This window comes from Mycobacterium sp. PSTR-4-N, assembly GCF_022348085.1.
Lineage (GTDB): Bacteria > Actinomycetota > Actinomycetes > Mycobacteriales > Mycobacteriaceae > Mycobacterium.
In genome coordinates this window covers 1-26,740 of sequence record NZ_JAKRFN010000022.1, presented here as the reverse complement: position 1 = coordinate 26,740, position 26,740 = coordinate 1, and the positions used below count along the sequence as shown (strand labels likewise).

The 26,740-nt window shown below is 69.7% G+C and carries 27 protein-coding genes and 1 pseudogene; 11 read left to right on the top strand and 17 right to left on the bottom strand.

Going from position 1 to position 26,740, the window contains the following annotated elements:
- Window position 1: 1 nt before the first annotated feature.
- Window positions 2-925 (top strand): LysR family transcriptional regulator, encoded by a 924-nt coding sequence (locus tag MHN84_RS23530; RefSeq protein WP_241206931.1) that lies wholly within the window; start codon window positions 2-4, stop codon window positions 923-925.
- A 141-nt stretch (window positions 926-1,066) separates the two neighbouring features.
- Window positions 1,067-1,585 (top strand): phenolic acid decarboxylase, encoded by a 519-nt coding sequence (locus MHN84_RS23525; protein ID WP_241206930.1) that lies wholly within the window; start codon window positions 1,067-1,069, stop codon window positions 1,583-1,585.
- A gap of 73 nt (window positions 1,586-1,658) precedes the next feature.
- Here the strand turns inward: MHN84_RS23525 and dapC are convergent, their stop codons facing one another.
- Together dapC and fdxA are read right to left on the bottom strand one after the other, a co-directional pair.
- Entirely contained in the window at window positions 1,659-2,768 is a 1,110-nt protein-coding gene (gene dapC, locus MHN84_RS23520; protein ID WP_241206929.1) for a succinyldiaminopimelate transaminase, read from the bottom strand.
- Between the two features lie 23 nt (window positions 2,769-2,791).
- Complete coding sequence (gene fdxA, locus MHN84_RS23515) at window positions 2,792-3,115, bottom strand: ferredoxin (protein ID WP_241206928.1); 324 nt, start codon at window positions 3,113-3,115, stop codon at window positions 2,792-2,794.
- Window positions 3,116-3,417: 302 nt separating this feature from the next.
- Between fdxA and MHN84_RS23510 the strand changes: the two genes are divergently transcribed.
- A complete protein-coding gene (locus MHN84_RS23510) occupies window positions 3,418-3,966 on the top strand; it encodes a YceI family protein (protein WP_241206927.1) in 549 nt (182 codons plus the stop codon).
- A gap of 43 nt (window positions 3,967-4,009) precedes the next feature.
- On the opposite strand, the gene MHN84_RS23505 is transcribed toward MHN84_RS23510, so the two are convergent.
- The 5 genes from MHN84_RS23505 to mshB form a co-directional block, all read right to left on the bottom strand.
- Window positions 4,010-4,426 (bottom strand): CsbD family protein, encoded by a 417-nt coding sequence (locus MHN84_RS23505; protein WP_241206926.1) that lies wholly within the window; start codon window positions 4,424-4,426, stop codon window positions 4,010-4,012.
- A gap of 203 nt (window positions 4,427-4,629) precedes the next feature.
- The gene (locus MHN84_RS23500) at window positions 4,630-5,541 is read right to left on the bottom strand and encodes a fumarylacetoacetate hydrolase family protein (protein WP_241206925.1); all 912 of its coding nucleotides are present in this window, start codon (window positions 5,539-5,541) and stop codon (window positions 4,630-4,632) included.
- Between the two features lie 153 nt (window positions 5,542-5,694).
- Window positions 5,695-8,274 (bottom strand): bifunctional FO biosynthesis protein CofGH, encoded by a 2,580-nt coding sequence (locus MHN84_RS23495; protein WP_241206924.1) that lies wholly within the window; start codon window positions 8,272-8,274, stop codon window positions 5,695-5,697.
- An 84-nt stretch (window positions 8,275-8,358) separates the two neighbouring features.
- Window positions 8,359-8,739 (bottom strand): hypothetical protein, encoded by a 381-nt coding sequence (locus MHN84_RS23490; RefSeq protein WP_241206923.1) that lies wholly within the window; start codon window positions 8,737-8,739, stop codon window positions 8,359-8,361.
- A 217-nt stretch (window positions 8,740-8,956) separates the two neighbouring features.
- Window positions 8,957-9,811 carry an N-acetyl-1-D-myo-inositol-2-amino-2-deoxy-alpha-D-glucopyranoside deacetylase gene (gene mshB, locus MHN84_RS23485; protein WP_241206922.1) on the bottom strand — a complete coding sequence of 285 codons (855 nt, stop codon included), beginning with the start codon at window positions 9,809-9,811 and terminating at the stop codon, window positions 8,957-8,959.
- 61 nt (window positions 9,812-9,872) lie between these two features.
- On the opposite strand from mshB, the gene MHN84_RS23480 reads away from it, so the two are divergent.
- Complete coding sequence (locus MHN84_RS23480; RefSeq protein WP_241207001.1) at window positions 9,873-11,087, top strand: chloride channel protein; 1,215 nt, start codon at window positions 9,873-9,875, stop codon at window positions 11,085-11,087.
- 11 nt (window positions 11,088-11,098) lie between these two features.
- On the opposite strand, the gene MHN84_RS23475 is transcribed toward MHN84_RS23480, so the two are convergent.
- Window positions 11,099-12,973 (bottom strand): ABC transporter family substrate-binding protein, encoded by a 1,875-nt coding sequence (locus tag MHN84_RS23475; protein ID WP_241207000.1) that lies wholly within the window; start codon window positions 12,971-12,973, stop codon window positions 11,099-11,101.
- A gap of 69 nt (window positions 12,974-13,042) precedes the next feature.
- On the bottom strand, window positions 13,043-14,962 hold the full coding sequence (typA, locus tag MHN84_RS23470) for a translational GTPase TypA (protein ID WP_241206921.1): 1,920 nt from the start codon (window positions 14,960-14,962) through the stop codon (window positions 13,043-13,045).
- 56 nt (window positions 14,963-15,018) lie between these two features.
- Here typA and MHN84_RS23465 point away from each other — a divergent pair, with 56 nt between their 5' ends.
- The gene (locus MHN84_RS23465; protein ID WP_241206920.1) at window positions 15,019-15,183 is read left to right on the top strand and encodes a hypothetical protein; all 165 of its coding nucleotides are present in this window, start codon (window positions 15,019-15,021) and stop codon (window positions 15,181-15,183) included.
- Window positions 15,184-15,244: 61 nt separating this feature from the next.
- Window positions 15,245-15,511: a hypothetical protein gene (locus MHN84_RS23460; RefSeq protein WP_241206919.1), complete on the top strand. Its 267-nt coding sequence runs from the start codon at window positions 15,245-15,247 to the stop codon at window positions 15,509-15,511.
- Here the strand turns inward: MHN84_RS23460 and MHN84_RS23455 are convergent.
- Genes MHN84_RS23455 through MHN84_RS23435 form a run of 5 tightly spaced genes read right to left on the bottom strand, consistent with a single transcriptional unit; the run spans window position 15,508 to window position 20,293 of the window.
- Complete coding sequence (locus MHN84_RS23455; RefSeq protein WP_241206918.1) at window positions 15,508-16,377, bottom strand: polysaccharide deacetylase; 870 nt, start codon at window positions 16,375-16,377, stop codon at window positions 15,508-15,510. The two genes, MHN84_RS23460 and MHN84_RS23455, sit on opposite strands and share 4 nt — an antisense overlap.
- Before the next feature lies 1 nt (window position 16,378).
- Window positions 16,379-17,347 (bottom strand): agmatinase, encoded by a 969-nt coding sequence (gene speB, locus MHN84_RS23450; RefSeq protein ID WP_241206917.1) that lies wholly within the window; start codon window positions 17,345-17,347, stop codon window positions 16,379-16,381.
- Window positions 17,348-17,361: 14 nt separating this feature from the next.
- Window positions 17,362-18,126, bottom strand: a complete 765-nt coding sequence (locus tag MHN84_RS23445) for an SDR family NAD(P)-dependent oxidoreductase (protein WP_241206916.1) — start codon at window positions 18,124-18,126, stop codon at window positions 17,362-17,364.
- Window positions 18,123-18,818 (bottom strand): SDR family NAD(P)-dependent oxidoreductase, encoded by a 696-nt coding sequence (locus tag MHN84_RS23440; RefSeq protein WP_241206915.1) that lies wholly within the window; start codon window positions 18,816-18,818, stop codon window positions 18,123-18,125. The genes MHN84_RS23445 and MHN84_RS23440 overlap by 4 nt, the downstream gene beginning before the upstream one ends.
- On the bottom strand, window positions 18,815-20,293 hold the full coding sequence (locus MHN84_RS23435) for an amino acid permease (RefSeq protein ID WP_241206914.1): 1,479 nt from the start codon (window positions 20,291-20,293) through the stop codon (window positions 18,815-18,817). Before MHN84_RS23435 ends, MHN84_RS23440 begins: the two co-directional genes overlap by 4 nt.
- A gap of 168 nt (window positions 20,294-20,461) precedes the next feature.
- Here MHN84_RS23435 and MHN84_RS23430 point away from each other — a divergent pair, with 168 nt between their 5' ends.
- Entirely contained in the window at window positions 20,462-21,871 is a 1,410-nt protein-coding gene (locus tag MHN84_RS23430; protein ID WP_241206913.1) for a PucR family transcriptional regulator, read from the top strand.
- Between the two features lie 9 nt (window positions 21,872-21,880).
- On the opposite strand, the gene MHN84_RS23425 is transcribed toward MHN84_RS23430, so the two are convergent.
- Window positions 21,881-22,924 carry an aldo/keto reductase gene (locus tag MHN84_RS23425; protein WP_241206912.1) on the bottom strand — a complete coding sequence of 348 codons (1,044 nt, stop codon included), beginning with the start codon at window positions 22,922-22,924 and terminating at the stop codon, window positions 21,881-21,883.
- A gap of 88 nt (window positions 22,925-23,012) precedes the next feature.
- On the opposite strand from MHN84_RS23425, the gene MHN84_RS23420 reads away from it, so the two are divergent.
- On the top strand, window positions 23,013-23,621 hold the full coding sequence (locus MHN84_RS23420; RefSeq protein WP_241206911.1) for a TetR/AcrR family transcriptional regulator: 609 nt from the start codon (window positions 23,013-23,015) through the stop codon (window positions 23,619-23,621).
- Here the strand turns inward: MHN84_RS23420 and MHN84_RS23415 are convergent.
- Window positions 23,593-24,015, bottom strand: coding sequence for a (deoxy)nucleoside triphosphate pyrophosphohydrolase (locus tag MHN84_RS23415; protein WP_241206910.1), 423 nt, complete (start codon window positions 24,013-24,015; stop codon window positions 23,593-23,595). The genes MHN84_RS23420 and MHN84_RS23415 overlap by 29 nt on opposite strands.
- 27 nt (window positions 24,016-24,042) lie before the next feature.
- Here MHN84_RS23415 and MHN84_RS23410 point away from each other — a divergent pair, with 27 nt between their 5' ends.
- On the top strand, window positions 24,043-24,324 hold the full coding sequence (locus MHN84_RS23410; RefSeq protein WP_241206909.1) for a 4a-hydroxytetrahydrobiopterin dehydratase: 282 nt from the start codon (window positions 24,043-24,045) through the stop codon (window positions 24,322-24,324).
- On the opposite strand, the gene MHN84_RS23405 is transcribed toward MHN84_RS23410, so the two are convergent.
- On the bottom strand, window positions 24,272-25,507 hold the full coding sequence (locus MHN84_RS23405) for a mannosyltransferase (RefSeq protein WP_241206999.1): 1,236 nt from the start codon (window positions 25,505-25,507) through the stop codon (window positions 24,272-24,274). The two genes, MHN84_RS23410 and MHN84_RS23405, sit on opposite strands and share 53 nt — an antisense overlap.
- A 157-nt stretch (window positions 25,508-25,664) precedes the next feature.
- On the opposite strand from MHN84_RS23405, the gene MHN84_RS23400 reads away from it, so the two are divergent.
- Window positions 25,665-26,294, top strand: coding sequence for a hypothetical protein (locus MHN84_RS23400; RefSeq protein ID WP_241206908.1), 630 nt, complete (start codon window positions 25,665-25,667; stop codon window positions 26,292-26,294).
- A 42-nt stretch (window positions 26,295-26,336) separates the two neighbouring features.
- Window positions 26,337-26,740 (top strand): annotated as a pseudogene (locus MHN84_RS23395) (hypothetical protein); the annotation flags it as partial.

Sequence of the window (26,740 nt, the reverse complement as noted above, 5' to 3'; positions counted from 1 at the left end):
GATGGTTCGTCGCCCCGACCTGCTGGACACCCGCCGGTTGCGCCTACTGCGCGAACTCAGCGTGCGCGGCACCATCGCCGGCGTGGCGGAGGCGCTGCACCAGAGTCCGTCGTCGGTGTCGCAGGCTCTGGCCCGACTCGAGCACGACGTCGGGGTGCCGCTGCTCGAGAAGGTCGGACGCCGCGTGCGACTCACTCCGGCCGCCGAAGTCCTCGTCGAGCACACCGCGGTCATCCTGGACCGGCTCGAACTGGCCGCCAGCGACGTCGCGGCCCGCAGCACCGAGGCATCGGGAACGGTGCGAATCGCGGTGTTCCAGTCCGCCGCATCGGCGTTCATGCCGCAGATGCTCACCGCACTGGCGACGCATCACCCCAGGCTGCGCGTGACGATGTCGCAGCGAGAACCGGAACAGGCGCTCTACGAGACGTGGATGCGGGAGTTCGACCTGGTGATCGCCGAGGAGTACCCGGGCCACGCCGCCCGCGTGTACCCCGACCTCGACCGCGAACCGCTGACCTCTGATCTGCTGCGCCTCGCCGTGCCCGCGAGCGGCGAGCCGTGGGATCAGGTGCGAACCGTGACCGACGCCGCGCTGCTGCCCTGGACCATGGAGCCCGTCGGCACCGCCTCTCGGCACTGGGCCGAACAGCTGTGCCGCCGAGCAGGTTTCGAGCCCGACGTCCGTTTCGAGACCGACGACCTGGAAGCGCAGATCGCCCTCATCGAAAGCGGCAACGCGGTGGCGATCCTGCCGGACTTGATGCGGGTGCGGCGCCGCCCCGACGTCCGGGTCGTCGACGTCGACGCACGCCGCCGCACCGTGTTCACCGCGACCAGGACCGCGCTGAGCCGCACACCCGCGATCCGCGCCTGTCGCGCGGCGCTCGCATCCGTCGCGCCGGCGGAACTCACGTTGCTCTGACCGCACCTTCTCTCCCGCGAGCAGACACGAACTCGAGCTCTTCGGGGCGTGTCGAGCTCGAGGTCGCGTCTGCTCGCGGAGTTTCGCGACCCTCATGTCGGGGCAATGGGGAGGCGGTCCGCACTCTGGCGAGGAGAGCTCATGACGACGATCGACGACACGACCCCGGTGCAGGATCTGACCGGGATCGTCGGACACCGCTTCATCTACACCTACGCCAACGGCTGGCGCTACGAGATGTACGTGAAGAACGACCACACGATCGACTACCGCATCCATTCCGGGATGGTCGGCGGCCGCTGGGTGAAAGACCAGCAGGTCGATCTCGTGGCGCTCGACGACGACCACTACAAGATCTCGTGGACCGAGCCGACGGGCACATCGGTGGCCGTCAACGTGATCCCCGGCAAGCGCCGACTGCACGGCGTCATTTTCTTCCCGCAATGGGTCGAACAGCACGGCGAACGTACGGTGTGTTTCCAGAACGACCATCTCGACCAGATGGCGGCCTACCGCGATCAGGGCCCGACGTATCCGATCTACGTGGTTCCGGAGTTCGCGACGATCACGCTGTTCGAGTACGTGGGGGCCGACGACGAGACGGTCATCGCGGTCGCGCCCGGGGACCTTCCGCCGGGCTGGGCAGACCGCACCAACTGAGCGCGACCAGACACAGTCTCGAGCTGTTTGCGGCGTGTCGCGCTCGAGTTCGCGTCTGCTCGCGCAAGAGAACTCAGGCCAGCCGGGCCACCGCGGCGGCGATCCGCTCGTCGGTCGCGGTCAGCGCCACGCGCACGTGCCGGGCACCGCGCGGTCCGTAGAACTCGCCGGGAGCCACAAGGATGCCCCGCTCGGCGAGCCAGGCGAGTGTCTCGCGGCCCGGCTCGTCGCGGGTGGCCCACAGGTAGAGGCCGGCCTCCGAGTGGTCGACCGTGAATCCGGCCGCACGCAACGCCGGCAGCAGCAGGTCCCGCCGGCGCTGATACCGCGCCCGCTGCTCTTGCTCGTGTGCGTCGTCGTCCAGCGCGGCCACCATCGCGGATTGCACCGGCGTCGGGACCATCATGCCGGCGTGTTTACGCACCGCGAGCAGTTCGGCGACCACTGCGGCGTCGCCGGCGACGAAGCCGGCGCGGTAGCTCGCCAGCGACGACGTCTTCGACAAGGAGTGCATGGCCAGGAGCCCGGTGTGGTCACCGTCGCAGACATCGGGATGCAGCACCGACAGCGGTTCGGCGTCCCAGGCCAACCCCAGATAGCACTCGTCGGAGGCGATCAGCACTCCGCGCTCGCGTGCCCAGCCGACGACCTTGCGCAGATGCTCGACTCCCAGCACCTTGCCCGTCGGGTTGCTCGGTGAGTTGAGGAACACCAGTGCAGGTACCGCGGGTCCCAGCTGGGTCAGCGAGTCGGCGCGCACGACGGCCGAACCGGCGAGTAGCGCGCCCACCTCGTAGGTGGGATAGGCCAACTCGGGGACGACGACGGTGTCGGCGGCGCCGAGGCCGAGCAGGGTCGGCAACCAGGCGATCACCTCTTTCGTACCGATCACCGGGAGTACCGCCGACGGCGTGAGCCCGGTGACGCCGTACCGCCTGCCGAGCGCGGCGACCGCCGCGTTCCGCAGCGCGGGGGTGCCGGCGGTGGTCGGATAGCCGGGCGCCGCGCCGGCTGCCGCGAGTGCGTCTCGGATCAGCGGCGCGACCGGGTCGACGGGGGTGCCCACCGACAGGTCGACGATGCCGTCCGGATGGGCCCGTGCGGCGGCGGTGACGTCGGCCAGGGTGTCCCACGGGAAGACGGGGAGCGACGCCGACCGGCGACGGGCGGCGAAGTCAGGCACGGGACCGTGTCCCGTCGATGCGGTCAGTCCTCACCCTGCGGGGGCAGGTCCTTGACCGCCTGCGGATCGTTGTCGGTCTGGCCGACCTTCGATGCGCCGCCGGGCGAGCCCAGCTCGCTGAAGAAGTCGGCGTTGATCTGCGTGTAGCTGGCCCACTGGTCCGGCACATCGTCTTCGTAGTAGATGGCCTCGACCGGGCACACCGGCTCGCAGGCGCCGCAGTCGACGCACTCATCGGGGTGGATGTACAGCATCCGGGCGCCCTCGTAGATGCAGTCGACCGGGCATTCCTCGATGCATGCCTTGTCTTTGACGTCGACGCAGGGCTCGGCAATCGTGTACGTCACGAACTTCTCCTAAGTCCTCTCGAACTACCTGTCCGGTGGGCTGTTCCCGGTAGGCGCGCTGGTCGGCGCGACCGGCTCAGCAAGTATCCCTGCCGCTGGATGGCCGCGCGTGTCAGTGTGCCCTAACTCCGCGAATCCCCGGTAGGGGTTCCGCGTGGTTACTGATACTAAACGTCGCAGATACCACGCGCGTCGCACCTCGGGGGAAGACGATCGGGAGTGTCGGGAATGGATTCGGACCGCGGTCCGTTTCAGCCGGTGCCAGCGTCGGATCGTCCGACACACGTCCGGAAGGAATCCTCATGACCAGTTCTGTTGCCACTGCCCTGCCGACCGGCACCTGGGCGATCGACCCCGTCCACTCCTCGGTCAACTTCTCCGTACGCCACCTCGTGGTGAGCAAGGTCCGCGGCGGATTCGACACGTTCAGCGGGACCATCACCGTCGCCGAGGACGGCACGCCGTCCGTGCAGGCCGAGATCGCGGTCGACTCGATCGACACCCGCAACGAGCAACGGGACGCGCACCTGAAGGCCGCCGACTTCTTCGACGTCGAGAACCACCCCGTCGCCACCTTCGCCTCCACCTCGGTGCGTGAAGCCGGCGATCATTACGTGCTCGAGGGAGACTTCACCCTCAAGGGCGTCACCAAGGCGATCTCACTGGAGCTCGAGTTCAACGGGGTGAACCCCGGCATGGGACACGGCGAGGTGGCCGGCTTCGAGGCGTCAGTCGTACTGAACCGCAAGGACTTCGGCATCGACATCGACATGCCGCTGGAGACGGGCGGCGCCGTGGTGGGCGACAAGGTCACGATCACGCTGGAGATCGAAGCACTGAAGCAGGCCTGACGTTCACGGGCCGCATCGCCCTGCGGCGATGCGGCCCGCTTCATCATCGGGTGATGGCTTCCTTGAGCCCGGCCGAAACCGCCTTCGTGGCGACCTTCCGGCCCTTGTGACGCTTACCCGATGCGGTGCTCCGGCGGCGCAGCAGCAGCACCGCGACGACGACGGCACCGACGGCTGCCGCGAGCACGACGCCCGACGTCTGCGGCGCGTTCTCGGCAACGGCGTTCTTCACCTCACCGGCCTTGTCCTGGACGGAATCGACGACCTGCGAGGCCTTTTCGTTGGCCGCCTGCGTGACGTCCTCGGCCTTGTGCTTGACCTCGTCGACCTTCTGCTTCGCTTCGGCCTCGACCCGGTCGGCCGCGCCGTCTGCGCGCAGATCGTCGTTGCCGGTGGCGTCACCGATCGCTTCCTGTGCGCGGCCGGCCATCTCCTGAGCCTTGTCGGACAGCTCTCCCATGATCACTCCTTCGATTTTCCGTTGCTGTCCTTGAGACGGCGGCGAACGCGAGAACCGAACGGCGGGGGCCCGTGATGTCGGACACAACGGGTCATTCGCCGACGAGGCCCCACGTGGCTTCGGTGCCGACATGACCGATGCGGGCCACCTAGGAAGCGAACGCCATGCGCGGAAAATCCGAAAACCGTGGTCATCGAGAGTCGTCAGGTGGTCACGATCGGATGGCTTATCTCACCGATCTGGTCGATGCTCAACGTCAGCTGGTCACCGGGTCGCAACCAGTGGCCCATCTCCATGCCGGAACCACCTGGCAAGGTTCCCATGGCGAACAGCTCTCCGGGAAACAGTCTTTCGTCCCGAGATGCGTGGGCGAGCATCTCGCCGAGCGTCCATTGCATCCCCCTGCTGAACACTGTCCCCACGGTCGCGCCGTTGATGGTCACCGATCCGGTCAGATCGCCGATGTGAGGCAGGATCTCATCGGCACTCACCGCGAGCACCGACATCGACGAGGTGAAGTGCTTGGCCTTCTGCGGGCCCAGTCCGGTCGCCATCTCCCCCCGCTGTACGTCGCGGGCGCTGAAATCGTTGACGACCACGAACGCGCCGATGGCCTCGACCGCTTCGGCAGGGTCGGCATTGAACAGCGGTGCGCGCAGGACGAACCCGACTTCCAACTCGAAATCCAATGCACGCGAATAGGACGGAACATCGATCGGTGTGCCGCTGGGCACGAACGTCAGATGATTGGACATGTAGTAGATCGGCTGACGGTAGAACAGCGGCTTGGGCTTGAACGCGGGGAACGGGCGGCGCGTCAGTCTCTCCACCATCCCGGCGGCGCGCGATTGGCCCGGATGGAAACGCCGCACCAGACCGCGCGCTGCATCGATGGCGTGCCGCTCGTAGAGCATGAAGTCGCGAAACGACGCGGGCTGGACGGGCAGCAGGTGGCCCGAGAGCCGGTGGTGGTGACGGGCCATCGAGAGTTCCCACTCGCGGTCGAAAACCCGGCCACCGAGCGCATCGCTGTCAGGCGCGGCCTGCCAGCTGCCGTCGGCAGCGAGCGTTTGCACCGCGATGTGTCCGTCGACCAGAGCCCGTCGCAGCTTCACAGTGAAGGTGATACCAGCTCGGGCTGTGACGCGCGGGAGGACGTGCGCGGTCCCCACGATCGAGCGCGCGCACAGTGCCCGCCTGTCGCGGCGTGTCGACGTGCAGACGCTCCCCCGCAAGCGGGAGGTGCCCCCAGCGCTCGCGGAGAAGAGCTAGGCCGCCAGCGGGGTGTAGTCCGTCGAGCGTTGCCGGGCGGGACGCCCGATGCCGGCGGCGATCGCGACGAGTTCGGCGACGGTCTTGGCGCTGCCGTTCTCCGAGCCCGCCATCCGCGAGATCGTTTCCTCCATCAGCGTGCCGCCGAGGTCGTTGGCCCCGCCGCTGAGCATCACCTGGGTGCGCTCGACCCCGAGCTTCACCCACGAGGTCTGGATGTTGGAGATCCTGCCGTGCAACATGATCCGCGCCAACGCGTGCACCGCCCGATTGTCCCGGTGCGTGGGACCCGGCCGCGAGCCGCCCGCCAGATACAGCGGCGAGGACTGGTGCACGAACGGCAGCGGCACGAACTCGGTGAAACCGCCGGTGCTGTCCTGGATCTCGCGCAGCACGTTGAGATGCCCCACCCAGTGCCGTGGCTGCTCGACGTGGCCGTACATCATCGTCGAGGACGACCGCAGCCCGACCTCGTGGGCGGTGGTGATGACCTCGATCCACATCGGGGTCGGCAGCTTGCCCTTGGTCAGCACCCAGCGCACCTCGTCGTCGAGGATCTCGGCCGCCGTGCCCGGGATCGTGTCGAGGCCGGCCTCGCGCAGCGCGGTCAGCCAGTCCCGAATCGAGGTGCCCGCCCGCGTCACGCCGTTGGCGATCTCCATCGGTGAGAACGCGTGCACATGCATCGACGGCACCCGCGCCTTGACCGCCCGGACCAGGTCGGCATATCCGGTGACCGGCAGCTCGGGGTCGATGCCACCCTGCATGCACACCTCGGTCGCGCCCGCCACATGCGCTTCCCACGCCCGGTCGGCCACCTCGGCCGTCGACAGCGAGAACGCATCGGCATCGCCCTTGCGCTGGGCGAACGCGCAGAACCGGCAGCCGGTGTAGCAGATGTTGGTGAAGTTGATGTTCCGGTTCACGACGAACGTGACGTCGTCACCGACGACGTCACGGCGCAGCGCGTCGGCGAATGCGGTGACCGCCTCCAGAGCCGGGCCGTCGGCCGTGGCCAGCGCCAGGTACTCGTCGTCCGAGCAGCCCGCCGGGTCCGCCTCGGCCGAGCGCAGCGCGGCCAGCACATCGGTGTCGATGCGTTCGGGCGCGCGGGCGGCCAACTCCGACACCTTGGCGCGGATCGCGTCCCAGTCGCCGAACGCCGACCCCAGATCGCTGCGGGTCTCGGTGCGACGGCCCTCGCTGTCGATGGCAGCGTGCAGGTCGACCCGGCCCAGTGATTCGGCGGCTTCGTCGGGCTCCTGCCAGGGCCGCCCGACCGGGTTCACGTCGCGTGCGTAGCCCGTGTCGGGGTCGGCCAGCGCGGCGACATGCCCGCCCACGCGTGGATCGATCCACGCCGCACCGGCGGTGACGTACTGCGGCTGCGCGGTCAACCGCTGCACCAGGTCGTAGCCGGCGTCGGCGGTGACCGCGGCCAACTCGTCGAGTGCAGGCCAGGGCCGTTCGGGGTTCACGTGATCGGGGGTCAGCGGGGAGACACCACCCCAGTCGTCGACCCCGGCCCCGATCAACGACAGGCACTCGGCCCGCGACACCAGATTCGGTGGCGCCTGGATGCGCATCTTCGGACCCATCACCAGACGCGTCACCGCGATCGTGGCCAGGAAGTCGTCGATCCCCGCATCCGGCGTCGCCGCCATCGCGGTGTGGTCCTTGGCGCGGAAGTTCTGCACGATCACTTCCTGCACGTGCCCGAACTCCCGGTGTGAGCGGCGGATCGCGTGGATCGTCTCCGCCCGCTCGGTCAGCGTCTCCCCGATGCCGACCAGCAGCCCGGTGGTGAACGGGATCGACAACCGGCCCGCATCGTCGAGCGTGCGCAACCGCACCGCCGGGTCCTTGTCGGGGCTGCCGTAGTGGGCCAGCCCCTTCGTCTCGAACAACCGTCGCGACGTCGTCTCGAGCATCATCCCCATCGACGGCGCCACCGGCTTGAGCCGGGAGAGCTCCGACCAGCTCATCACCCCGGGATTGAGGTGGGGCAGCAGGCCGGTCTCCTCCAGCACCCGGATGGCCATGGCCCGCACGTAGTCCAGGGTCGAGTCGTAACCGCGTTCGTCGAGCCACTGCCGCGCCTCGTCCCAGCGCGCCTCCGGCCGATCCCCCAGCGTGAAAAGGGCTTCCTTGCATCCCATCTCGGCACCCTGGCGGGCCACCTCGAGGATCTCGTCGGGCTCCATGAACATGCCCTTGCCCTGCGCGCGCAGCCGGCCCGGCACCGTGACGAACGTGCAGTAATGGCAGGTGTCACGGCACAGGTGCGTCACGGGGATGAACACCTTGCGCGAGTACGACACCGGCAGCCGGCCCTGCGCGCCCCGCCTGCCCGCGGCCTCCAGGCCGGCGTCGCGCACCCGCGCCGCGCTGGCACACAGGTCGGCGAGATCGTCGCCACGGGCCGTCATCGCGACCGCGGCTTCCTCCACGTTCAGCGCCACTCCGTCGCGCGCGCGTCGCAACACTCGTCGCATCGCCGCCGCCGAGGGCGGTACGGACGCAGGGGGCAGGCTGGGAGTGGGCAGATCGGTGCCGCGCTGGGAATTCAGAGCCACTTCCCCATAACCCCGGCGTCGACGCGGATCATCCGCGCGTCTCACATTCTGAAACAACAGCGCCTGGCATACCGGCCACAGTAGTCAACGGCGGTTCGGGACGGGGCGCGCCCCGCTGCGTTCCGCCGCCGCCCGTCGCCGGGTCAGCAGCCAGCCCGCGGGCAGCGCGCCGACGGCGATGAGCAGGATCGACGCGTACTCCATCAGCCCGACTCCGCCGAAGACGATGTCGTCGCCCGGACCACCGAAAGTGCACAGCAGCACGGTCGCGAGCCACGCCCACAGCGGCGCGGCCGCCAGCCGTGTCGACGTTGTCCACTGCAGGGCGACCCACACCAGCGCCACGTTGATCGCCCCACTGACGACGGCACTGATCGGGACGGGCACACCGCCTAGCCGCAGCGGAAGGAAGAAGACGGCCATCAACGCCGAGAGCACGCCGTCGAACGACAGGACGGCGAGCACGAAAAAGCGCAGCCGGTCGGAGGCCGGCGGTGCGGGAGAACTCAGGTCGGGATGCTGTCGAGCACGGAAACCAGGGAGCCCACGACCCACTGGAAGTTGTCGAGGCGATCCTGCCAGTGCTGCAGGTTGGGATCGAGATCCGGATCCATGGGCTTCCCTTCCGCGCGTCGGGCAGACCAGGGCAGCGTACCCCGTCCGGCCCCACCTCACCCTCGGCTCACCCGAGGCTCAACCCGGCGAGCAGATCCGTCTCCCATCCCCGCTCATCGCGCTCCCCCGCCTCACCGGAGACCAGCACGTAGTGTTCCACCGCCGGCACCGGCAGGGCGATGTCGTTGGACAGCGCCATCGCCGCCCCGTCCGGGGCCACCTGCACCTGGGTCGCGTGCGCGCGCAACGCGGCAACCTTGGCGGGCAGGTGGGCACTGATGTCGAGGGCGGCGTCGATCGTGTCGTCGGCGAATCCGATGAGCGGCAGCTCCTCGGGCTCGAGGGTGATCCAGTGCGCCGGGAGCCCCGAGAGCCCGGCGAGGCCGTCGCGAAGTGCGTTCTGCGACATGACGTTCCAGTAGAACTTCGGCACCTGCCACTGTGCTGCGGCGACGCCGGCCGTCGCGATGCGATGGGCATGGATGTGGTCGGGGTGGCCGTAACCGCCCTGCGGGTCGTAGGTGACGACGACGTGCGGGCGAAGGTCGTCGATCACCGCCGCGAGTGCGGCGGTCTGCTCGTCGAGGTCACCGTCGACGAACCGTTGCCGGTGCCGGGCGGGCGTGCCCGCCATCCCGGAATCCCGCCACCGGCCGGCGCCGCCGAGATAGCGGGGCCGGTCGACCCCGAGCGCGGCGAGCGCGGCGGTCAGTTCGCCGATCCGGTAACCACCCAGCTGATCGGCCGCGTCGACGGCCAGCTGCGCCCACTGCTCCCCGATCACCTCACCCTCCTCGCCCAGCGTGCACGTCAGCACCTGCACCTGCGCGCCGCGGGCGCAGTAGTGCGCGATCGTGCCGCCGGTGGTGAGGGTCTCGTCGTCGGGGTGGGCGTGGACGAACAGCAGGCGCGGCGTCTCCATGCGCCCAGCTTGCCCGCTTGCCTGCCGCTCATCGACTCCAGGTGTGGCTTACATTCGCCTGGTGTCCCGCCGCAGGTTGGAGTTCGGCTGCGCGATCGTCGTGATCGGTCTTCTCGCCGGCGTCGCCGGGGCCGCGACGACGCTGCTGCTGCACGCCGTCGAGCACCTCACCTACCGCTACAGCTTCGGCACGCTGCTCACCGGTGTCGAGGACAGCGGCCCCTGGCGCCGCGCGCTCGGTCCGATGGTCGGCGGTGCGCTGGCCGGGGCCGGATGGTGGCTGCTGCGGCGCCGCGGTTCCGTGCCCACGCTGTCCGCGGTTCTGGCCGGCGAGCAACCAGTGCGGCGGCTCGCGCTCACCGGTGACGCCGCCCTGCAGGTGCTGCTCGTCGGATCGGGTGCCTCGCTGGGTCGCGAAGGCGCACCCCGCCAACTCGCCGTGGCATGGGGCGATCTCGGCACGTCGCGGTGGGCACTCACCGCCGCCGACCGTCGCATCCTGCTCGCCTGCGCGGCCGGCGCCGGCCTGGGCGCGGTGTACAGCGTGCCGCTGGGCGGTGCGCTGTTCGCGACGCGAATCCTGTTGGGCACCTGGCACCCTCGCGCGCTGGGCACGGCGCTGATCACCTCCAGCCTGGCGGTCGCCGTCGCAGCCCCGGTGACGCACCTGGAGCATCCGCTGACCTGGCCTGCCGCCGACCTCTCGCCGCTGTTCGCCGTGCTCGCCGTGGCATTGGCACCGCTCGCGCTCGTCGTCGGAGTGGCGTTCACCCGCATCACCGCCTCCCGACCGGTGGCGGCGTCCCCGGCCCTCATCCCGGCGATCGCCGCTGCGGGGCTGCTCACGGGGGTGTGCTCGATCTGGCTGCCGGAGCTGCCCGGCAACGGTCGCAGCGTGCTCGAGGTCAGCGTCGGCAGCGGTCTCACCCTCGGCGCCGCGGCGGCGATCTTGGTGCTCAAACCTCTTCTGTCGGCCGCGTTTCTGCGCGCCGGGGCCGTCGGCGGTCTGCTGACCCCCGCTTTGGCGACGGGTGCGGCGGCCGGTTCGGTGGTGGCGCTGGGCCTCGACGCGGTGACCGGTGTCGCTCTCGACGTGCCCGCGGTGTCGCTGACGTGTGCGGCCGGGGTACTGGCGATCACTCAACGCTCGCCGCTGTTCGCCGCACTGTTCGTGTGGGAGCTGGCGCGCCCGCCGGTGTGGCTGCTCGCCGTGTTCGCGTTGGCGGCGTTCACCGCCTACGGCCTGTCGCGGTTGCGCCGCACGACTGCCTCCTAGCGACCTCCCGGCTACTGGGGCAGCTTGACCCACCGGCCGGCGTCGCCGACGATCCCGACCGGCACAGCACCGGTCAGGCTGACGCCGCCGACGCTGGGGCCGGCGGCGACGATCGTCGTGTCCTGCAGGATCGGCAGCACGGTGGCCATGTCCCACAGGCGCGGCTCGACGTCGTCGATCACGTCGCCCACGTCGGCGGTGCCCTGCAGCGCGGCATCGATCCGGGGCTGGATCGCCCGATCGCAGATGCCGGTGATGTTGCTCGGCGCCTGCACGAGCTCGCCGGTCTCCGGCGCGGGTACGGGCGTGGACGTCGCGATGGTCGCCGGCGGCGCGGGCCGGGAGGTGGCCGTCGTCGTGGTCCTGGGCGACGGCGCGGGGGCGGTCGTGGTCGGCGTGGGCGTAGCGGGTGTGGTCGGGGTGCTCGGCGCCGTGGTCGGGATGGCCGTCGCCTCCAGGGCCGGACATCCGAACCGCGACGCCAGTGCGGTCGCGAGATCGCCCCCGGCCTGGTGCCAACCGACGACGGCGTCGACCGTGTTGTCCGTCAGCGCCTCTCCGTAGAGCGTGACCGGGTCGAGTGCCGACACCGACGCCGCGATGCCGACGCTGCGCAGCTGGTCTGCGGCGGTGTTGGCGACCGCGACCGACGTCGGGTCGTTGGCCGCCACGCCCAACACCAAGGTGAGCGGCTCACCGTCCTTGACCAACTGGCCACGGTCGTTCTCCGGTGTCACGGACGGCGACGGGCGGGGGGTGGGCGTCGGAGTGGAGGTGGGGGTCGGGGCCTCGATCTGGTACCCGGCCGCTTCGAGAAGGTCCATCGCCTCGTCCCGCGTCATCGCCGGCGGAGCCGTGGGCGTGTAGCCCGGGTCCGACGGCGAACGGACCTGCGCCTGCGCCAGTGTCACGGTGTTGTCGTCACCGGCTCCGACGGCGGCCAGCAGGTCGACGTCGAGCAGGCCGAGGACGGCCTTGCGCACCTGGGCGTCGCTGAGGGCGGGCCGTTGCGCCCGCAGCGTCAGCTGCATCACCCGCGGCGTGACGATGCGGGCGGTTCGCACGTCGGGGATGGCCGAGAGCTGTGCGAACACCGCGGACCCGCCGTGCACCTGCGCCACCTGGGTGTCGCCGTTGCGGATCGAATCCGCCAGCGCGGCCGGCGCCCCGCCCCGGCGGAACAGGATGAGGTCCGGGACGGCCGGTGTGCCCCAGTAGCGGTCGTTGCGCGCCAGCAGGATCTCGTCGCGCTGCGGGTCGATGCTCTCCACGCGGAACTGCCCGCCCGTCACCGGCAGCGCCTGTGCGAGCCCCGCCGAGAACCCGCCCGGCACGTCCTTGACGATGTGCGCGGGCAGCAGGTTGTGGAACAGCTCGCGCCACGCCGGATAGGGCTGGGAAAACGTGACCACCGCGGTCTTGCCGCCTTCGACCGACTGCACCCCGGTGATGAGGTCGTAGCCCGCCGGATCGACGGTGCCCGGCTCGCTGACCATCTGCCGCCACAGGTACCAGAAGTCGTCGGCGCCGATCGGCGCGTTGTCCGTCCACTGCGCCTCGGGGCGGATCTTGTAGGTGACGGTGAACGGGTCCTGGCTCGTCACCTCGGCGGACTCCAACAGCGTCGGATCCATTTCCCAGCGGGATCCGGTCGGGGTGCGGGAGTCGGGGATCGGCCGGAACGCGCTCGGCAGCACCAGCGAGCTGATCGCGGCGTTGACCGGGGACTGGTCGGAGACCAGGTGGGCGTTGAAGCCGGGACCGATCGAATCGATCGCCATGATGATCTGCGTCGCCTTCGTCGGCGGCGGGGCCGTGGCCTTCGTGGTGTCGGTGCTCTGCGGCGCCGGCGGCGGGCTCACCGTGCACCCCGAGGCGGCCACCATCACCGCGACCGCGCAGCAGAGAACTCGGCGGGCGGTCGGCACGCTGTACAGGGTAGCGACGGGCGTCCCCTAGACCCCGGCCTGCTGGTTGGCCTGCTGCTTGGCCCGCGCCTTGGCACGCGCCCTCAGCGAGCCGGTCAGCTCCACCTTGCGCACCCGCACGATCTCCGGGGTCACCTCCACGCACTCGTCCTCGGCGCAGAACTCCATCGCCTTCTCCAGGTCGAGCTCCAGCGGGCGGGCCAGCGTCTCCATCACGTCGGCCGTCGACGACCGCATGTTGGTGAGCTTCTTCTCCCGGGTGATGTTGATGTCGAGGTCTTCGGCGCGCGGGTTGATGCCGACGACCTGGCCCTCGTAGGTCTCCTGCCCGGGCTCGACGAAGAACTGCCCGCGGTCGGCGAGCTGGATCATCGCGAACGGGGTGATCTGGCCGGACCGGTCGGACACCAGCGAACCGGTGTGGCGGGCGCGGATCTCCCCGGCCCAGGGCCGGTAGCCGTCGAACACGGCATTGGCGATGCCGGTACCGCGGGTCAGCGTCAGGAAGTCGGTGCGGAACCCGATCAGGCCGCGGCTGGGCACGATGAAGTCCATCCGCACCCATCCGGCGGCGTGGTTGGTCATCTCCTCCATGCGGCCCTTGCGGGCGGCCATCAGCTGGGTGATGGCACCGACGAACTCCTCGGGGCAGTCGATCGTCATGGCCTCGAACGGCTCGTGCAGCTTGCCGTCCACCATGCGGGTGACCACCTGCGGCTTGCCGACGGTCAGCTCGAAGCCCTCCCGGCGCATCTGCTCGACCAGCACGGCGAGCGCGAGCTCACCACGGCCCTGGACCTCCCAGGCGTCCGGGCGGCCGATGTCGACGACCTTGATGGAGACGTTGCCGACGAGCTCGGAGTCCAGCCGGTTCTTGACCATGCGCGCGGTCAGCTTGTGCCCCGACACCTTGCCCGCGATCGGCGAGGTGTTGGTGCCGATCGTCACCGAGATGGCGGGCTCGTCGACGCTGATGCGGGGCAGTGCGTGCGCGTGGTCGGGGTCGGCGAGCGTGTCGCCGATCATGATCTCCGGAATGCCGGCGACGGCGACGATGTCGCCGGCGACGGCCTCGTCGGTCGCGGTGCGCTCGACGCCGACGGTGACCAGCAGCTCGGTGATCTTGGCGTTCGTGATCACGGGGTGGCCGTCGACCTCGCGCATCCACGCCACCTGCTGGCCCTTCTTGATCCGGCCCTTGTAGATCCGGATCAGCGCGAGCCGGCCCAGGAACGCCGACGCGTCGAGGTTGGTGACGAGTGCCTGCAGGGGAGCTTCCGGGTCGCCCTGCGGCGGCGGGATGTGCTCGAGCAGGACGTCGAACAGCGGGTCGAGGTTCTCCCCGTCGGGGTTCTCGCCGCTGGCGGGTGCGGTGGTGCTGGCGATGCCGGCGCGCCCCGAGGCGTACAGCGTGGGCAGGTCGAGCGCCTTCTCGGCGGCGGCCTGCGCGTCCTCGTCGAGGTCGGAGGCGACGTCGAGCAGCAGGTCGTGGCTCTCCTCGACGACCTCGGCGATGCGGGCGTCGGGCCGGTCGGTCTTGTTGACCACCAGGATCACGGGCAGATGCGCGGCAAGGGCCTTGCGCAACACGAACCGGGTCTGCGGCAGCGGACCCTCGGATGCGTCGACGAGCAGCACCACGCCGTCGACCATCGACAGGCCGCGTTCCACCTCACCACCGAAGTCGGCGTGGCCGGGGGTGTCGATCACGTTGATGACGGTCATGCCGCCGTCGGCGTGGTGCCGGTGCACCGCGGTGTTCTTGGCCAGGATGGTGATGCCCTTTTCCTTCTCCAGGTCACCGGAGTCCATCAGCCGTTCGATCGCGTCGTCACCGCGGTGGGTCAGCGCCCCGGATTGACGCAGCATCGCGTCGACCAGGGTGGTCTTGCCGTGGTCGACGTGGGCCACAATGGCGACGTTGCGGAAGTCGGGGCGTGCAGTCACGCCCGTGATTGTCGCAGTGTGGTGCACCGATCGCGAAAACGAGAGATACCCGTCACGTGGCCAGCAAGCTCACCGACCTCACCCCGAAGAAGAAATGTTGCCGCAGCAAGCCGCGCTGCAAGAAATGTCCTTTGGTGCTGCACAAGGTGCACAGAGCCGAGCGCACCGGGCTGCGCGGCAAGGAGCTCGAGAAGGTCTACAAGCGGGCCAGAAAGGCCTGATCGCGGGCGGTCGACGGGCGTACCGTGGAGGTACCCGTCACTCTCGTGGAGGTTGGCCATCATGACGGTTTTCGAGGTGCTCACCGTGGCCCTGATCATCGCGCTGGCGACACTGACCGCGCTGGCGATCTATCTGGGTCTGATGAACTGGATCGGCGCGCTGTACCTGGTGCGGTGCTCGGCCTGTCACCATCTGGCGTTCAGTTCACGGCGAGATCCGCGGGTGTCGTGCCCGCACTGCGAACATCCCACACTGCTGCACCCGATCTACGCGGCACGCCACCGTGACGCCCCGGTGCGCGTGCTCGACGACCGACTGCGGTTCTAGCGCGGCACGTCTGGCGGGGTGATGCCGCGCGGCGTCAGCCCCAGCGATCGCACGTGCGTCGCGATCTCACCCAGGCTGGTGGTCCACACCTCTGCATGCCCGGCGACGTAGCCGATGAGGTGGTCGAGTTCTTCTGCGCGCGAGGGTCTTCCGCTGAGGAAGGGGTGGTTGGTCAGCACCCAGCACCCCCCGACCCGGCGCATGGCGTCGAACTCGAGCTGCCACAATTCCCGTGCCTTGCGGGGTGATTCGATGAGTCCGCTGCCGGACACGTCGGGCAGATAGCAGTACTGCTCCCAGTCGTCGAGCGCCCACTGGATCGGAATCTCGACCAGACGCCCGTCGTCCCCCACCGCGAGTTCGTAGGGCTGGTCGGCGTCCATCAGGCTGGAGTCGTAGAGGAAGCCACGTTCGACGAGCAGGGCCGGGGTGCGCCACGACAGGTCCCACATCGGCGCCCGGTAACCCACCGGCCTGACCCCTGCCACGTCGGCCAGCGCGGCCAATCCGCGGTCCAGCGCATCGATCTCACCCTCGAGCGAGAGCCGGGTGGGCTGCTCGTGCAGATAGCCGTGGTGGGCGATCTCGTGACCGGCGGCGACGATCGCGCGGACCGCGTCCGGATAACGGTCGGCGGTGTGACCGGGCACGAAGAAGGTCGACGCGATCTGGTGGCGCTCCAGCAGCGACAGGATTCGTGGCAGACCCACGAGCGGACCGTAGGCCTGGTGGCTCATCACACTCATCCGCGCACCCACCGACTGCCAGTCACCGGAGGGCTCCCACAGCACCGCGGATTCGGCATCGACGTCGAAGGTGAACGCCGCCGCCGCGAGTTTGCCCTTCGGCCAGGCGAATTCGCTCATGTCACCGGCCTGCCATCAGGGTGATCAGTTCGTAGGCGAGGTTGGCCGCCGCGACAGCGGTCACCTCCGCATGATCGTAGGCCGGCGCGACCTCGACGACGTCGGCCCCCACGATCGGCAGCTCTCGCATCGCTCGCAGAACTGCGACCAGCTCCCTGCTCGTCATTCCGCCGATCTCCGGGGTCCCGGTGCCCGGCGCGAACGCGGGATCGAGGACGTCGATGTCGATCGACACGTACACCGGATGGTCGCCCACCCGCTCCAGGATCCGTTCGATCGTGCCGTCGACGCCGATGCGGTCGATGTCGCGGCAGTGCACGACGGTGAAGCCGAGCTCGGCGTCGTCCAGTAGATCGGCACGATCGTAGAGCGATCCGCGAATACCGACGTGTGCCGATCGGTCTTTGACCAGCAGACCCTGCTCGGCGGCCCGACGGAACGGTGTGCCGTGGGTGCACGGCGCCCCGAAGTAGGTGTCCCATGTGTCGAGGTGGGCGTCGAAGTGCACGAGCGCGAGCGGTCCGTGCACCGCATGCAGGGCCTGCAATGACGGCAGGGCGATCGTGTGGTCCCCGCCCAGGAGCACCACTCTCTGGCCGTCCTCGACGAGCAGATCGGTCACGCCGGCGCGGATCTGGTCGACTGCGGCGGAGATGTCGAACGGGTTGGCGGCGATGTCGCCGGCGTCGACCACCTGGGCGGCGGTGAACGGAGCGACGTCGAGCGCCGGGTGGTAGGGCTTGAGCAACCGCGACGCCTGCCGAATCGCGGCGGGGCCGAACCGCGCCCCGGGGCGGTAGGTGACCCCGCTGTCGAACGGCACGCCTGCCACCGCGATGTCGTAGCGCTCCACCTCGTGGCGCTGCGGCAGCCGTGCGAACGTGCCCAGGCCCGCGTAGCGGGGCACCTGCTGGGCGTCGACCTGTCCGAGCGTGCCGTTGGCAGTGCGCACATGAGATCCCTGTGCCATGAGATGTTCTCCTTTCACACCCGTGACCGTGTCGACCCGCCGTTGCAGGACAACACCTGGCCGACCACGGCGGACACCTCGAAGTCGGCGAGCAGTTCCACCGCCGCCGCGATCTCATCCGGATCCCCGATGCGGCCCAACGGGATTGCGCCGGCATAACGGGCGTGCACGGTAGCCAGGTCCACCCCCGCGGCGGCGGCGTCGACCTGCAGTTGCGGAGTGTCGGTGACACCGGGCGCCACCCCGTTGACGATGATCCCCTCCAGGGCCAGTTCTCGGCCGAGGGTCTTCACCAGCGAGATCAGCCCCGCCTTGGACGCCGCGTACGCCGTCGCCTCGGGCCAGCCCGTGACACCCCACTCGCTGGTGATCACGACGATGCGCCCCTCTCCCCGGCGACGCATGTGCGGCAGCACCGCTTGGATCAGGAAGAAGGTGCCGCCGAGATTGGTGTCGACGACGTTCCACCAGTCGGCGTCATCGTGGTCGAGCAGCGGCGCCATCGTCATGTAGGCGTGGTTGGCGACGAGCACGTCCAGTCGGCCGCACTTGTCAGCGACGGCGTCGGCGATACGCACACATTCGGCCGGATCGGAAACATCGCCGGGTACTGCGAATCCGCCGATGCTGCGGGCCAATTCGATCAGCTCGGCAGTCTCGTGCAGATCGTTGACGGCCACGGTGGCGCCGGCGGCCGCCAGTCGGCGGGCATGCGCGACCCCCATGCCCTGGCCGGCTCCGGTGATGAGCGCGACGCGCCCGGTCAGAGAGGTCGTCATATCACCGCTCCCGAGTTGACGTTGACCACGTCGCCGACGCTGAATCCCGCGTCGCACACCAGATACTCCACACATCGGGCGACCTCGGCCGGTAACGCCAGCCTGCGCAGCGGCAGCGTGGCAAGGTAATCGGCTGCGCGCCAGGGGGAATCGGCGGCCAGCAGAGGTGTGTCGGTGGGTCCGGGTGCGACGGCGTTGACCCGCACCCCGGTGGGCGCGACCTCGGCGGCGAGGCTGCGCATCGCGCCCAGCAGGGCGCCCTTGGCCGCGGCGTAATGCGCGTCGTGCTCACCTCCCCCGACCGCGAGTTCACTCGCGATGGCCACCAGCGAGCCCTGATTCGCGTCCAGGTCGGGCAGGCACGCCCGCGCGAGGTTGACGAAGCCGCCCAGGTGCACCCGCAGCATGCGGCGCCATGCCGTCGCGGTGATCTCCTCGACCGGCGCCATCGCGTAGTGCCCCGCGACGCTGACGGCTGCGGCCACCGGTCCCAGCCGTGCGCGTACCCCGTCGATGGCCGACGCGAGTGCCGCGCCGTCGGACACATCGGCACGCACCGCGAGGTCGACACCTGCGGCATCGACGAGGTCGACGCCGGCGACGGCGAACCCGCGTGCCCGCAGGGCGGAGACGACCGCTGCGCCGATGCCGCTGGCAGCCCCGGTGACGACCGCCGTTCGACGGTCACTCACTGCGGGCGCCCCGCCTCGTCGGCGCGCTCGTCGAGGGATTCCGCCTCCTCGATGACGCTGACGGCGACGATGCGGGATCGCACCGCGGCGAAGATCGCGGCACCCATGAGCGCCAGCGCCAGCACGCCGATCCACACCGACCAGTCGAGGTAACGCTGTTCGTAGACCGCGCGGGGCCAGGAGATGTTGAGCATCTGCAGCACCGCCCACACCACGGCGACGGCCGCCACGGGGAGCGCCAGCCGGCCGAGGGAAAAGGACGGCGCAGTCCAGGTGCGGCGGACGAGGACGACCAGGAACCCGATGAGCGGGAACAGGAACGCGAGATAGAAGCCGCCGGTGGTGAAGTTGACCATCAGGGAGTAGATGTCTCCGGCAACGATCGACAACCCGAACAGTGCGCCGCCGACGACGGTGGTCACGGCGATGGCGGCCACGGGCATCCGGTTGACCCCGCCGAGACGGGCCAGTGTCCTCGCTGCCGGCAGCGCACCGTCGCGGGCATACGCCCAGATGACGCGCGACGCTGCGGTCTGCAACGCCAGGAAGCTGGCCAGGAAGCCCACCACGAACAGCACCTCCACCGGTTTCGCGATACCGGCGCCCAGCGCAGTGGTCAGGGTGTCGTACACCGGGTCGGCGACCGAGCCGGCCGTGACGGCAGCCATGTCGGGGATCGCCAGGATGATCGCCAGACTCGAGTACGCGACGACGAGCGCGATGAACGTCAGTGAGAAGAGCACCGCCTTGGGCAGGTCGCGGCGTGGCTCGTGCACCTCTTCGGCGATCGCGCCCGCGCTCTCGAATCCGACGAACGAGAAGCCGATGAACGCGACCGCGATCAGGAACGGCCCGGACAGGTAGGACCCGATGTCGACGCCGCTGCCGCCACCGTCGAACAGCACCGACAGCGAATTGTTGCGATGGAAGACCAGCAGCCACGTACCCAGCCCGATCGAGCCGAGCACCTCGGCGACGATGCTCGCGGTCATGAACACCTTGAGCGCACCACGGCCGATCAGGTTGATCACCGTGCCGCACAACAGGATCACCACCGCGATGCCCGCCCGCAGGCCGCCCGACGGCGCCTCGACACCGGCGATGTTGGCGATGAACCCGGCCGCCCCCAACGCGACCGTCGCCATCGCGATCACCAGCGTCCACATGTAGAACCAGCCGGCGAACCAGCCGTAGCCGGTCCCCATCAGCCGTCGCGACCACTGGTAGATCGAGCCTTCCAGCGGCCAGCGGGACACCAGCGTCGCGAACACGAACGCCACGAGCAGCTGTCCGCCGAACACCAGCAGGAAGCCCCACCAGAAGCTGGGGCCCGCAGCGCTCAGCGCCAGCCCGAAGATGCCGTAGAGGGCCACGATCGGAGAGATGAACGCGAACGCGAAGGCGAACGCCGACCAGAGCGAGAACTCGCGCCGCAGCGCGTACGGCGAGTCGACGCTGTCAACCGAAGACGTCATGATTGCTCCCATCCGGTTCCGGGTTGGATGAACTATGGGTCCGCGTTGTCGTGATCACCACCCATCGGACCGAAAACGCAGCGATCGCACCCACCGCGGGGTGTCGCGTTGGACGATCGCACAACGAACGGCGGGCCACGATGTGTCGCCGGCGTTACGCTCAGGGCCATGACCGACCCGCGGGCCCCGGGCGCGGTGGCGCCGACGGTGCGCGACCTGCTGGCCGGTTCCCCGCTGGGCCTGATCGAGCCGCCGGGCGCCCCGCAGGATCTGGACCGCGAGATCAGCTGGGTGCACACGACCGAGATCCCGGATCCGGCCCGCTATCTCCAGGGCGGGGAACTCGTGTGCACCGTCGGTCTGTCGCTGCACACCCGGCAGGATTGCGATGTTTTCGCCGACGCGCTGGCCCGCTCCCGCGCAGCGGGGGTGTGCTTCGGCACCGGTGACGGGCACGACGTCGTGCCGGCCGAGCTCCTGGCCAGGTGCCGAGCGCACGGTCTGCCCGTGCTCATCGCTCCGCGGGACGTCCCTTTCGAGAGCATCAGCCGCTTCGTCGCCGACTATCGACTCGGCACCGAACTCGTCACCGCCCGTGCAACCGCTGCCCTGGTGCCCGAGATGATGGCGGCGCTGCGCAGGCGCGATCCGGTCCGCCTGCTGCTCGACAGGGCGGGCGAATTGCTGGGCTGCTACTTCATCCTCGACGAGGCACAGTGCCGCCCGCCGATCGACGACGATCACACCGAGGCCACCGTCACCATCCCCGGCCTGGGTGCGCTCGTGTGGATCGGTCGCGGCACGCCGCCCGACCCGTCATTGCTCGAGACGATCGGCCGCTTCGTCGCGGCCGCGCAGAACGAGCGCGACATCGAGGCCGCGCTCGCCCGGGAGCGCGTCGGCCAGCTGCTCTCCCTCGTCGAACGCCGGATGCTGCTACCCGATGCGTTGAGTCAACTCCTGCGCTGGCCCCACGCGCCGTCGGCGACGGTGCGGGTGTCCGCATGGCCCGGCGGGGCCGGCGCCCTGCTGTCCCTGGCGTTCCCCGACGCCCTGGTCGGCGATGCCTCGGACGTGTGCCTGGTGCTGCACGACGCGGGGCGCGCCGACACGACCGCCGACACGCTCTCCTTGCCCTCCGGCCATTCCGCGGACGTGCCGATCACCGAACTGGGGCCGGCGATCACCCAGTCGCGGATCGCGTTGAGCCTGGCCCATCAGCACGGCGGCAGCATCGGACCCGATCAGCTCAGCACGCTGACCAGCCTGATCGAGCAGCTACCGGTGGCGCAACTGACGCCGTTCGTGACCCAGCTGATCGAGCCGCTGGATCGGCTCGACCGTGAGCGCGGCACCCAGCACGTGCGGACCTTGCGTACCTTCTTGGCGGCCAACGGTTCCCCGTCCGACACCGCGCGCGAGCTGTTCCTGCACACCAACACCGTGCGCCACCGGTTGACGCGGATTCGCGAGATCACCGGCCGCGACCCGCTGCACTTCGACGATCAGACCGCGTTCGCGATCGGGCTGCGCGCCTTCGACCGCGCCACGGGCGGGGTCATCCGCGCGCCGGGATAGGACAGCGCGTCAACGGGCCATCGGGAACAGCGGGGGGTTGATGCGGGCGAAGCCCTCCTGGCGGTGGTACGGAAAGTGGGGATAGGGCTGCTCGCGGTTGCTGACCGCGTCGAGCCGCGCAATGTGGTCGTGGTCCAGCGCCCATCCGACGGCACCGAGGTTCTCCTCGAGCTGTCGCGCATCCCGCGCGCCCACGATGACCGATGCGACGGTCGGACGGCGCAGCAACCAGTTCAGCGCGACCTGGGGAATGGTCTTGCCGATCTCGCCGGCGATGGTGTCGAGTTCGTCGATGACGGCGTGGAGCAGGTCGTCGTCGACCGGCGGTCCGGCATCCGCTGTCGCGTGCAGACGGCTGCGCGTCGGTATCGGCGCGTTGCGACGAATGCGGCCGGTCAGGCGCCCCCAGCCCAGAGGACTCCACACGATCGCGCCGACTCCCTGATCGACGCCCAGCGGCATCAGCTCCCATTCGTAGTCACGCCCGATCAGCGAGTAGTAGACCTGGTGGGCGACATACCGTGGCTTGTGCGCGACATCCGCCGCCGACAGCCCCTTCATCAGTTGCCAGCCCGCGAAATTCGAGACCCCGCTGTAGCGGATCTTTCCCTGCCGGGTCAGCACATCGAGGGTGTCGACGACCTCCTCGACGGGGGTTCGCAAGTCGTACCCGTGCAATTGGAACAGGTCGATGCGGTCGGTGCCCAACCGACGCAACGCCTGCTCGACGGCGGTGATCAGACGTGTCCTGGACGTCCCGGCATCACTCGGTCCGTCCCCTGTCGGGAGCGCGGCCTTGGTCGATATCAGTACGTCGTCGCGTCGGCCCGCCAACGCCTGACCCAACACCTCCTCGGACCGGCCGGCCGAGTACACGTCGGCGGTGTCGAACAACGTGATACCGGCCTCGCGACAGAGGTCGACCAGTCGGCGGGCCTCGTCCACACCCGTGTCGCCCCACGCGCTGAAAAACTCGCCGCCTCCGAAAGTTGCTGCACCGAAGGCCAATTCGGAGACGACGAGGCCCGAGTTTCCCACTCGACGATACTCCATGCTTCTCCTTAACGGGAATTTTGTCTCGATAAGGAACCGTACCAGTTCACGACCCTTAACGCGACATTCGTCGCGTTAAGATGGCTGGATGGCATCCTCGCGACCCGGCGGCAGAACGGCGCAGGTGCGCGCAGCCGTCCTAGAGGCGACAGCCGACCTCCTCGTGGCCGGCGGCCTGGAGGGTGTGGACCTGACCGAAGTGGCCCGACGGTCGGGCGTCAGCAAATCGACGGTGTACCGGCGCTGGGGCACGGTCTCAGCGCTGGTGACCGACGTGCTCGCGGACATGGCCGACACATCCTCGCCGCGCCCGGCCACCGGCAGCGTGTCCGGCGATCTGTCCGCCATCGCACAGTTGATCCAACGCACCCTGGCCGATCCCCGGCAGGGGCGCCTGTTCGCAGCGATCATCGCCGCGGCGACGTGCAACCGCGACACCGCAGCCGCTCTGGCGCGGTTCTACCGGACCCGCACCGACGTGTTCGCCCCCGTGATCACCGAAGCGATCGCCAGAGGGGAGACACCCGAGGGCACCGACCCCGGCGACGTGATCAGGCACCTGTCGGCGCCCCTCTACTACCGCATGCTGACGGGCAACGGAGCACCCGACGTCGACGACGCCGACCGCACGACCCGAGCCACGCTCGCAGCCCTCGCCGAAGGCGTGTTCATCCGCGATGCCCATCGCCATGATTAGTGACGCCCGGCCGCAGTAGGGCCGCCAAGTCCGGCAGCCACGCGCGATCGGCAGGCACCCAGTCCAGGGTGTCGAGCTCCCCGGCGCCGACCCAGCGCAGCGCCCGGTGGTCGTGCGGATGCAGCACCCCGCCGGTGCGGGTCACCAGGTACGCCCGTAGCGTCGCCGCCTCACCCAGCGCGACGTCGCTTCCGAGGCGGGCACCAACGGTCACCTCGATACCCAACTCCTCCAACAACTCTCGCCGCAAGGCCCCGGCATCGTTCTCGTCTGTGCCCACCTTCCCGCCGGGCAGCTCCCAGCGTCCGGCAAGTTCGGGTGGGCGAGCCCGCTGCGCGACGAGCAGCGTCCCCTGCTCGATCAGCGCTCCGGCGACGACAACCAGGGTGGGCACGGGCGGACACGGTATACCGTCGAGGGCATGGCCGTGTTATCAGACGACGATGTCGATGCTGCCCTGCCCGAACTCGACGGCTGGGAGCGCGCCGACGGCGCCCTACGCCGCAGCGTGACGTTCCCGGCGTTCCTCGACGGCATCGAGGCCGTCCGCCGGGTGGCCGAGCGCGCGGAGGCCGCCGACCATCATCCGGATATCGACATCCGTTGGCGCACGGTCACTTTCGCGCTCGTGACGCACTCCGAGGGCGGTATCACGGACAAGGACGTGGCGATGGCGCGCGAGATCGACGGCCTCCTCGGCTAGCGATCCAGCCGAGCGTCGCCAACGTGGCGACGATGTAGATCAGACCGGCCCATGCCAGATACCAGGGCCGGGAGATCTCCCAGATGGTCGGCTGGGCGAAGCTGAGCAGCCACGGCACGCCGATCAGCGTCAGCGCGAGCCACCCCCACCCGAGGATCCGGGCGCCCGGGTGCGCGCGCAGGGGGCCGTGCAGCAGCCAGATCATCAGCGGGATCAGCCACACCCAATGGTGGGTCCACGAGATCGGCGACAGCAGTAGTCCGAACAACGACACGATGACGATGGCGCCGAGCCGGTCGTTCGCACCGCCGATGGCGCGCCAGGCCAGCACCGCCAGCACAGCCGTCACTGCGATGCCGGCGAGCACGGCGGGGCCGTAGCCGGCGTCGTGTCCCAGGATGCGCGAGACGCCGCCGCGCCAGGACTGGTTGAACGACGTGCCGACCGGGCCGACGCGCCTCGCGTCGCCGAGCAGGTCGGTGAAGTAGAACCGGGCCTGCTCGCCGATCACGAGCATGGACAGCCCGATCGTCGCGAAGAACACCGCAGCGGAAAAGGCCACCGTCGCCCAGCGGCGGGCACCGGCGAAGTACAGGCCCGAAACTGCCGGGGTCAGCTTGATCCCCGCCGCCAGCCCCACCAGCAGCCCGGACAACCACCACCGGCCGCTTCTCACCGCGAGCAGGATGGCCAGCACGAGCACGACGTTGACCTGGCCGTAGTCGAACGTGCTGCGCAGGGGTTCGGTCCAGATGCCGACCGCGGTCCACAGCATGGCGACACGCCGGTCTCCGGCGGTCTCGGTGTCGATCTCGCTGTCGGTCAGCAGACCCTGGCTGATCCGCACGACGCCGTAGAGCGCCGCCATGATCCCGATCGTCCACAGAAACGCCACGATGCCGAACGGCAGCAGGTGCAGCGGATAGAACACCACCGCCGCGAACGGTGGATAGGTGAACGGCAGCGGGAAGTCCGGGGTCTGGTCGGCGTAGACGTAGTCGTAGAGGGTGCCGGGCCGGTCCAGTGCGGCTGCGCCACCCACGTAGACGTGCAGATCGACGAAGTTCGCGCCGTTGGGCAGCAGGTAGGTCCACGCCAGCCGGGCGCCGATGCTCAGGATCAGGAGCGCAGGGGCCGCAGCGGACAGCCGGGCTGCCCACCGTGAGCCCGCGGCCGTCTCGATGGTGTCGATGGCTGCGACTTTAGCGACGAGGGTGCTCGGTCACCGTCTGCCTTCACGTCCGTAACGGTTGAATAAATGCCACTCATGTCACTTGAGTAACTCTAGTAACAGGCTAGCTTCGGGTCCAGGCGTGCCACTACACCGATTGGGAGACCTCATGCACCGCACCCGGAAACTGTTCGCCACCACGATGATTGCTGCGGCAGGAGCGGTGACGGCTGCTGTCGCCCTCAGCGCGGGAGCCGCCGCTCAACCCGCGCCGGCCCCGGCGCCTGCCCCGGCACCCGCCGTGCCCGGACTGCCGTTCCTGCAGCAACTCGCCGCCAACCCGGCGGCCGCGACGCAGCTCATGCAGGGCTTCGCCAACCTGATGGGCGGCGCCCCCGCCGCGGCCAGCGCGACGACGAGTGCCGCCACCGCCCCGCTGGCCCCCGCCCCGGGAGCCACCGCGTCGCTGACACTGCCTCCGAGCGTGAACGCGCTGCCCGGCGCCGTCGCCGCGCTGCCGGAGACGCTGCCCGCGGCCATGCCGACGGTGACCGCCACCCCGGGCACCATCCCGGCCGGCAACACCACCACCGTTCCGCCGGTCAACACGCCGGCCGCCGCATCCCCGCTGTCGGGGCTGACCGATGTGCTCGGCGCACCCGGCAGCCTGGCGTCGCTGCTGCCCGGCGGGTCCCCGCTGGCGGGCCTGCTGCCCACCGGCGGCGCTGCCACCACACCGGCTGCCCCCGCGGCACCGGCCGCTCCTGTCGCGGCACCGCTGCTCTCGGCCCTGCCCTGACGCCGCTCGCCCGTTAACCGCCCATCCGACACGAGGGGAACCATGTCAACGATCAGGACGATGCTCACCACCGCCTTGGCGGTGAGTTCATCGACCGCGTTGCTGGCGGTCGGCGTGACCGGCGTCGCTCACGCCGACCCGGCGGCGCCGCTGCCGATCGACGGGCTCACGGCGCCGGGCCTGCCCGCGGTGCAGAGCCTCGGGCCGGTGATCCAGCAGGCCGCCGCGGACCCGTCGAACGCGGCGTCGATGTTGATGGCCGCCGCGGCGGTCTTCGCGGGCGACGCCGCGGCGCCGGCGCCGTCGCGTGACGTGGCATCGGCGGTCAACCAGTTCGTGCAACCCGTCGCGCACGTCCCGGCGGCGGGAGCCGTGCCCGGCGCCGAGGCCCATCTGCCGGCGGGCGTCAACCCCGAGTTCGTCGTGGGCCCGGCTCCGGACACCGC

What these genes read in the sequence shown, in the direction of transcription:
- MHN84_RS23410 (WP_241206909.1), top strand. Translation starts at nt 24,043, where the DNA reads ATGGCCGTGTTATCAGACGACGATGTCGATGCTGCCCTGCCCGAACTC.
- MHN84_RS23475 (WP_241207000.1), bottom strand. Translation starts at nt 12,973, where the DNA reads ATGGTGGCCGCCTCGGGGTGCACGGTGAGCCCGCCGCCGGCGCCGCAG.
- MHN84_RS23420 (WP_241206911.1), top strand. Translation starts at nt 23,013, where the DNA reads ATGGCATCCTCGCGACCCGGCGGCAGAACGGCGCAGGTGCGCGCAGCC.
- MHN84_RS23460 (WP_241206919.1), top strand. Translation starts at nt 15,245, where the DNA reads ATGACGGTTTTCGAGGTGCTCACCGTGGCCCTGATCATCGCGCTGGCG.
- MHN84_RS23425 (WP_241206912.1), bottom strand. Translation starts at nt 22,924, where the DNA reads ATGGAGTATCGTCGAGTGGGAAACTCGGGCCTCGTCGTCTCCGAATTG.
- MHN84_RS23435 (WP_241206914.1), bottom strand. Translation starts at nt 20,293, where the DNA reads ATGACGTCTTCGGTTGACAGCGTCGACTCGCCGTACGCGCTGCGGCGC.
- MHN84_RS23430 (WP_241206913.1), top strand. Translation starts at nt 20,462, where the DNA reads ATGACCGACCCGCGGGCCCCGGGCGCGGTGGCGCCGACGGTGCGCGAC.
- MHN84_RS23505 (WP_241206926.1), bottom strand. Translation starts at nt 4,426, where the DNA reads ATGGGAGAGCTGTCCGACAAGGCTCAGGAGATGGCCGGCCGCGCACAG.
- MHN84_RS23525 (WP_241206930.1), top strand. Translation starts at nt 1,067, where the DNA reads ATGACGACGATCGACGACACGACCCCGGTGCAGGATCTGACCGGGATC.
- MHN84_RS23445 (WP_241206916.1), bottom strand. Translation starts at nt 18,126, where the DNA reads ATGACGACCTCTCTGACCGGGCGCGTCGCGCTCATCACCGGAGCCGGC.
- MHN84_RS23400 (WP_241206908.1), top strand. Translation starts at nt 25,665, where the DNA reads ATGCACCGCACCCGGAAACTGTTCGCCACCACGATGATTGCTGCGGCA.
- MHN84_RS23455 (WP_241206918.1), bottom strand. Translation starts at nt 16,377, where the DNA reads ATGAGCGAATTCGCCTGGCCGAAGGGCAAACTCGCGGCGGCGGCGTTC.
- mshB (WP_241206922.1), bottom strand. Translation starts at nt 9,811, where the DNA reads ATGGAGACGCCGCGCCTGCTGTTCGTCCACGCCCACCCCGACGACGAG.
- MHN84_RS23530 (WP_241206931.1), top strand. Translation starts at nt 2, where the DNA reads ATGGTTCGTCGCCCCGACCTGCTGGACACCCGCCGGTTGCGCCTACTG.
- MHN84_RS23510 (WP_241206927.1), top strand. Translation starts at nt 3,418, where the DNA reads ATGACCAGTTCTGTTGCCACTGCCCTGCCGACCGGCACCTGGGCGATC.
- speB (WP_241206917.1), bottom strand. Translation starts at nt 17,347, where the DNA reads ATGGCACAGGGATCTCATGTGCGCACTGCCAACGGCACGCTCGGACAG.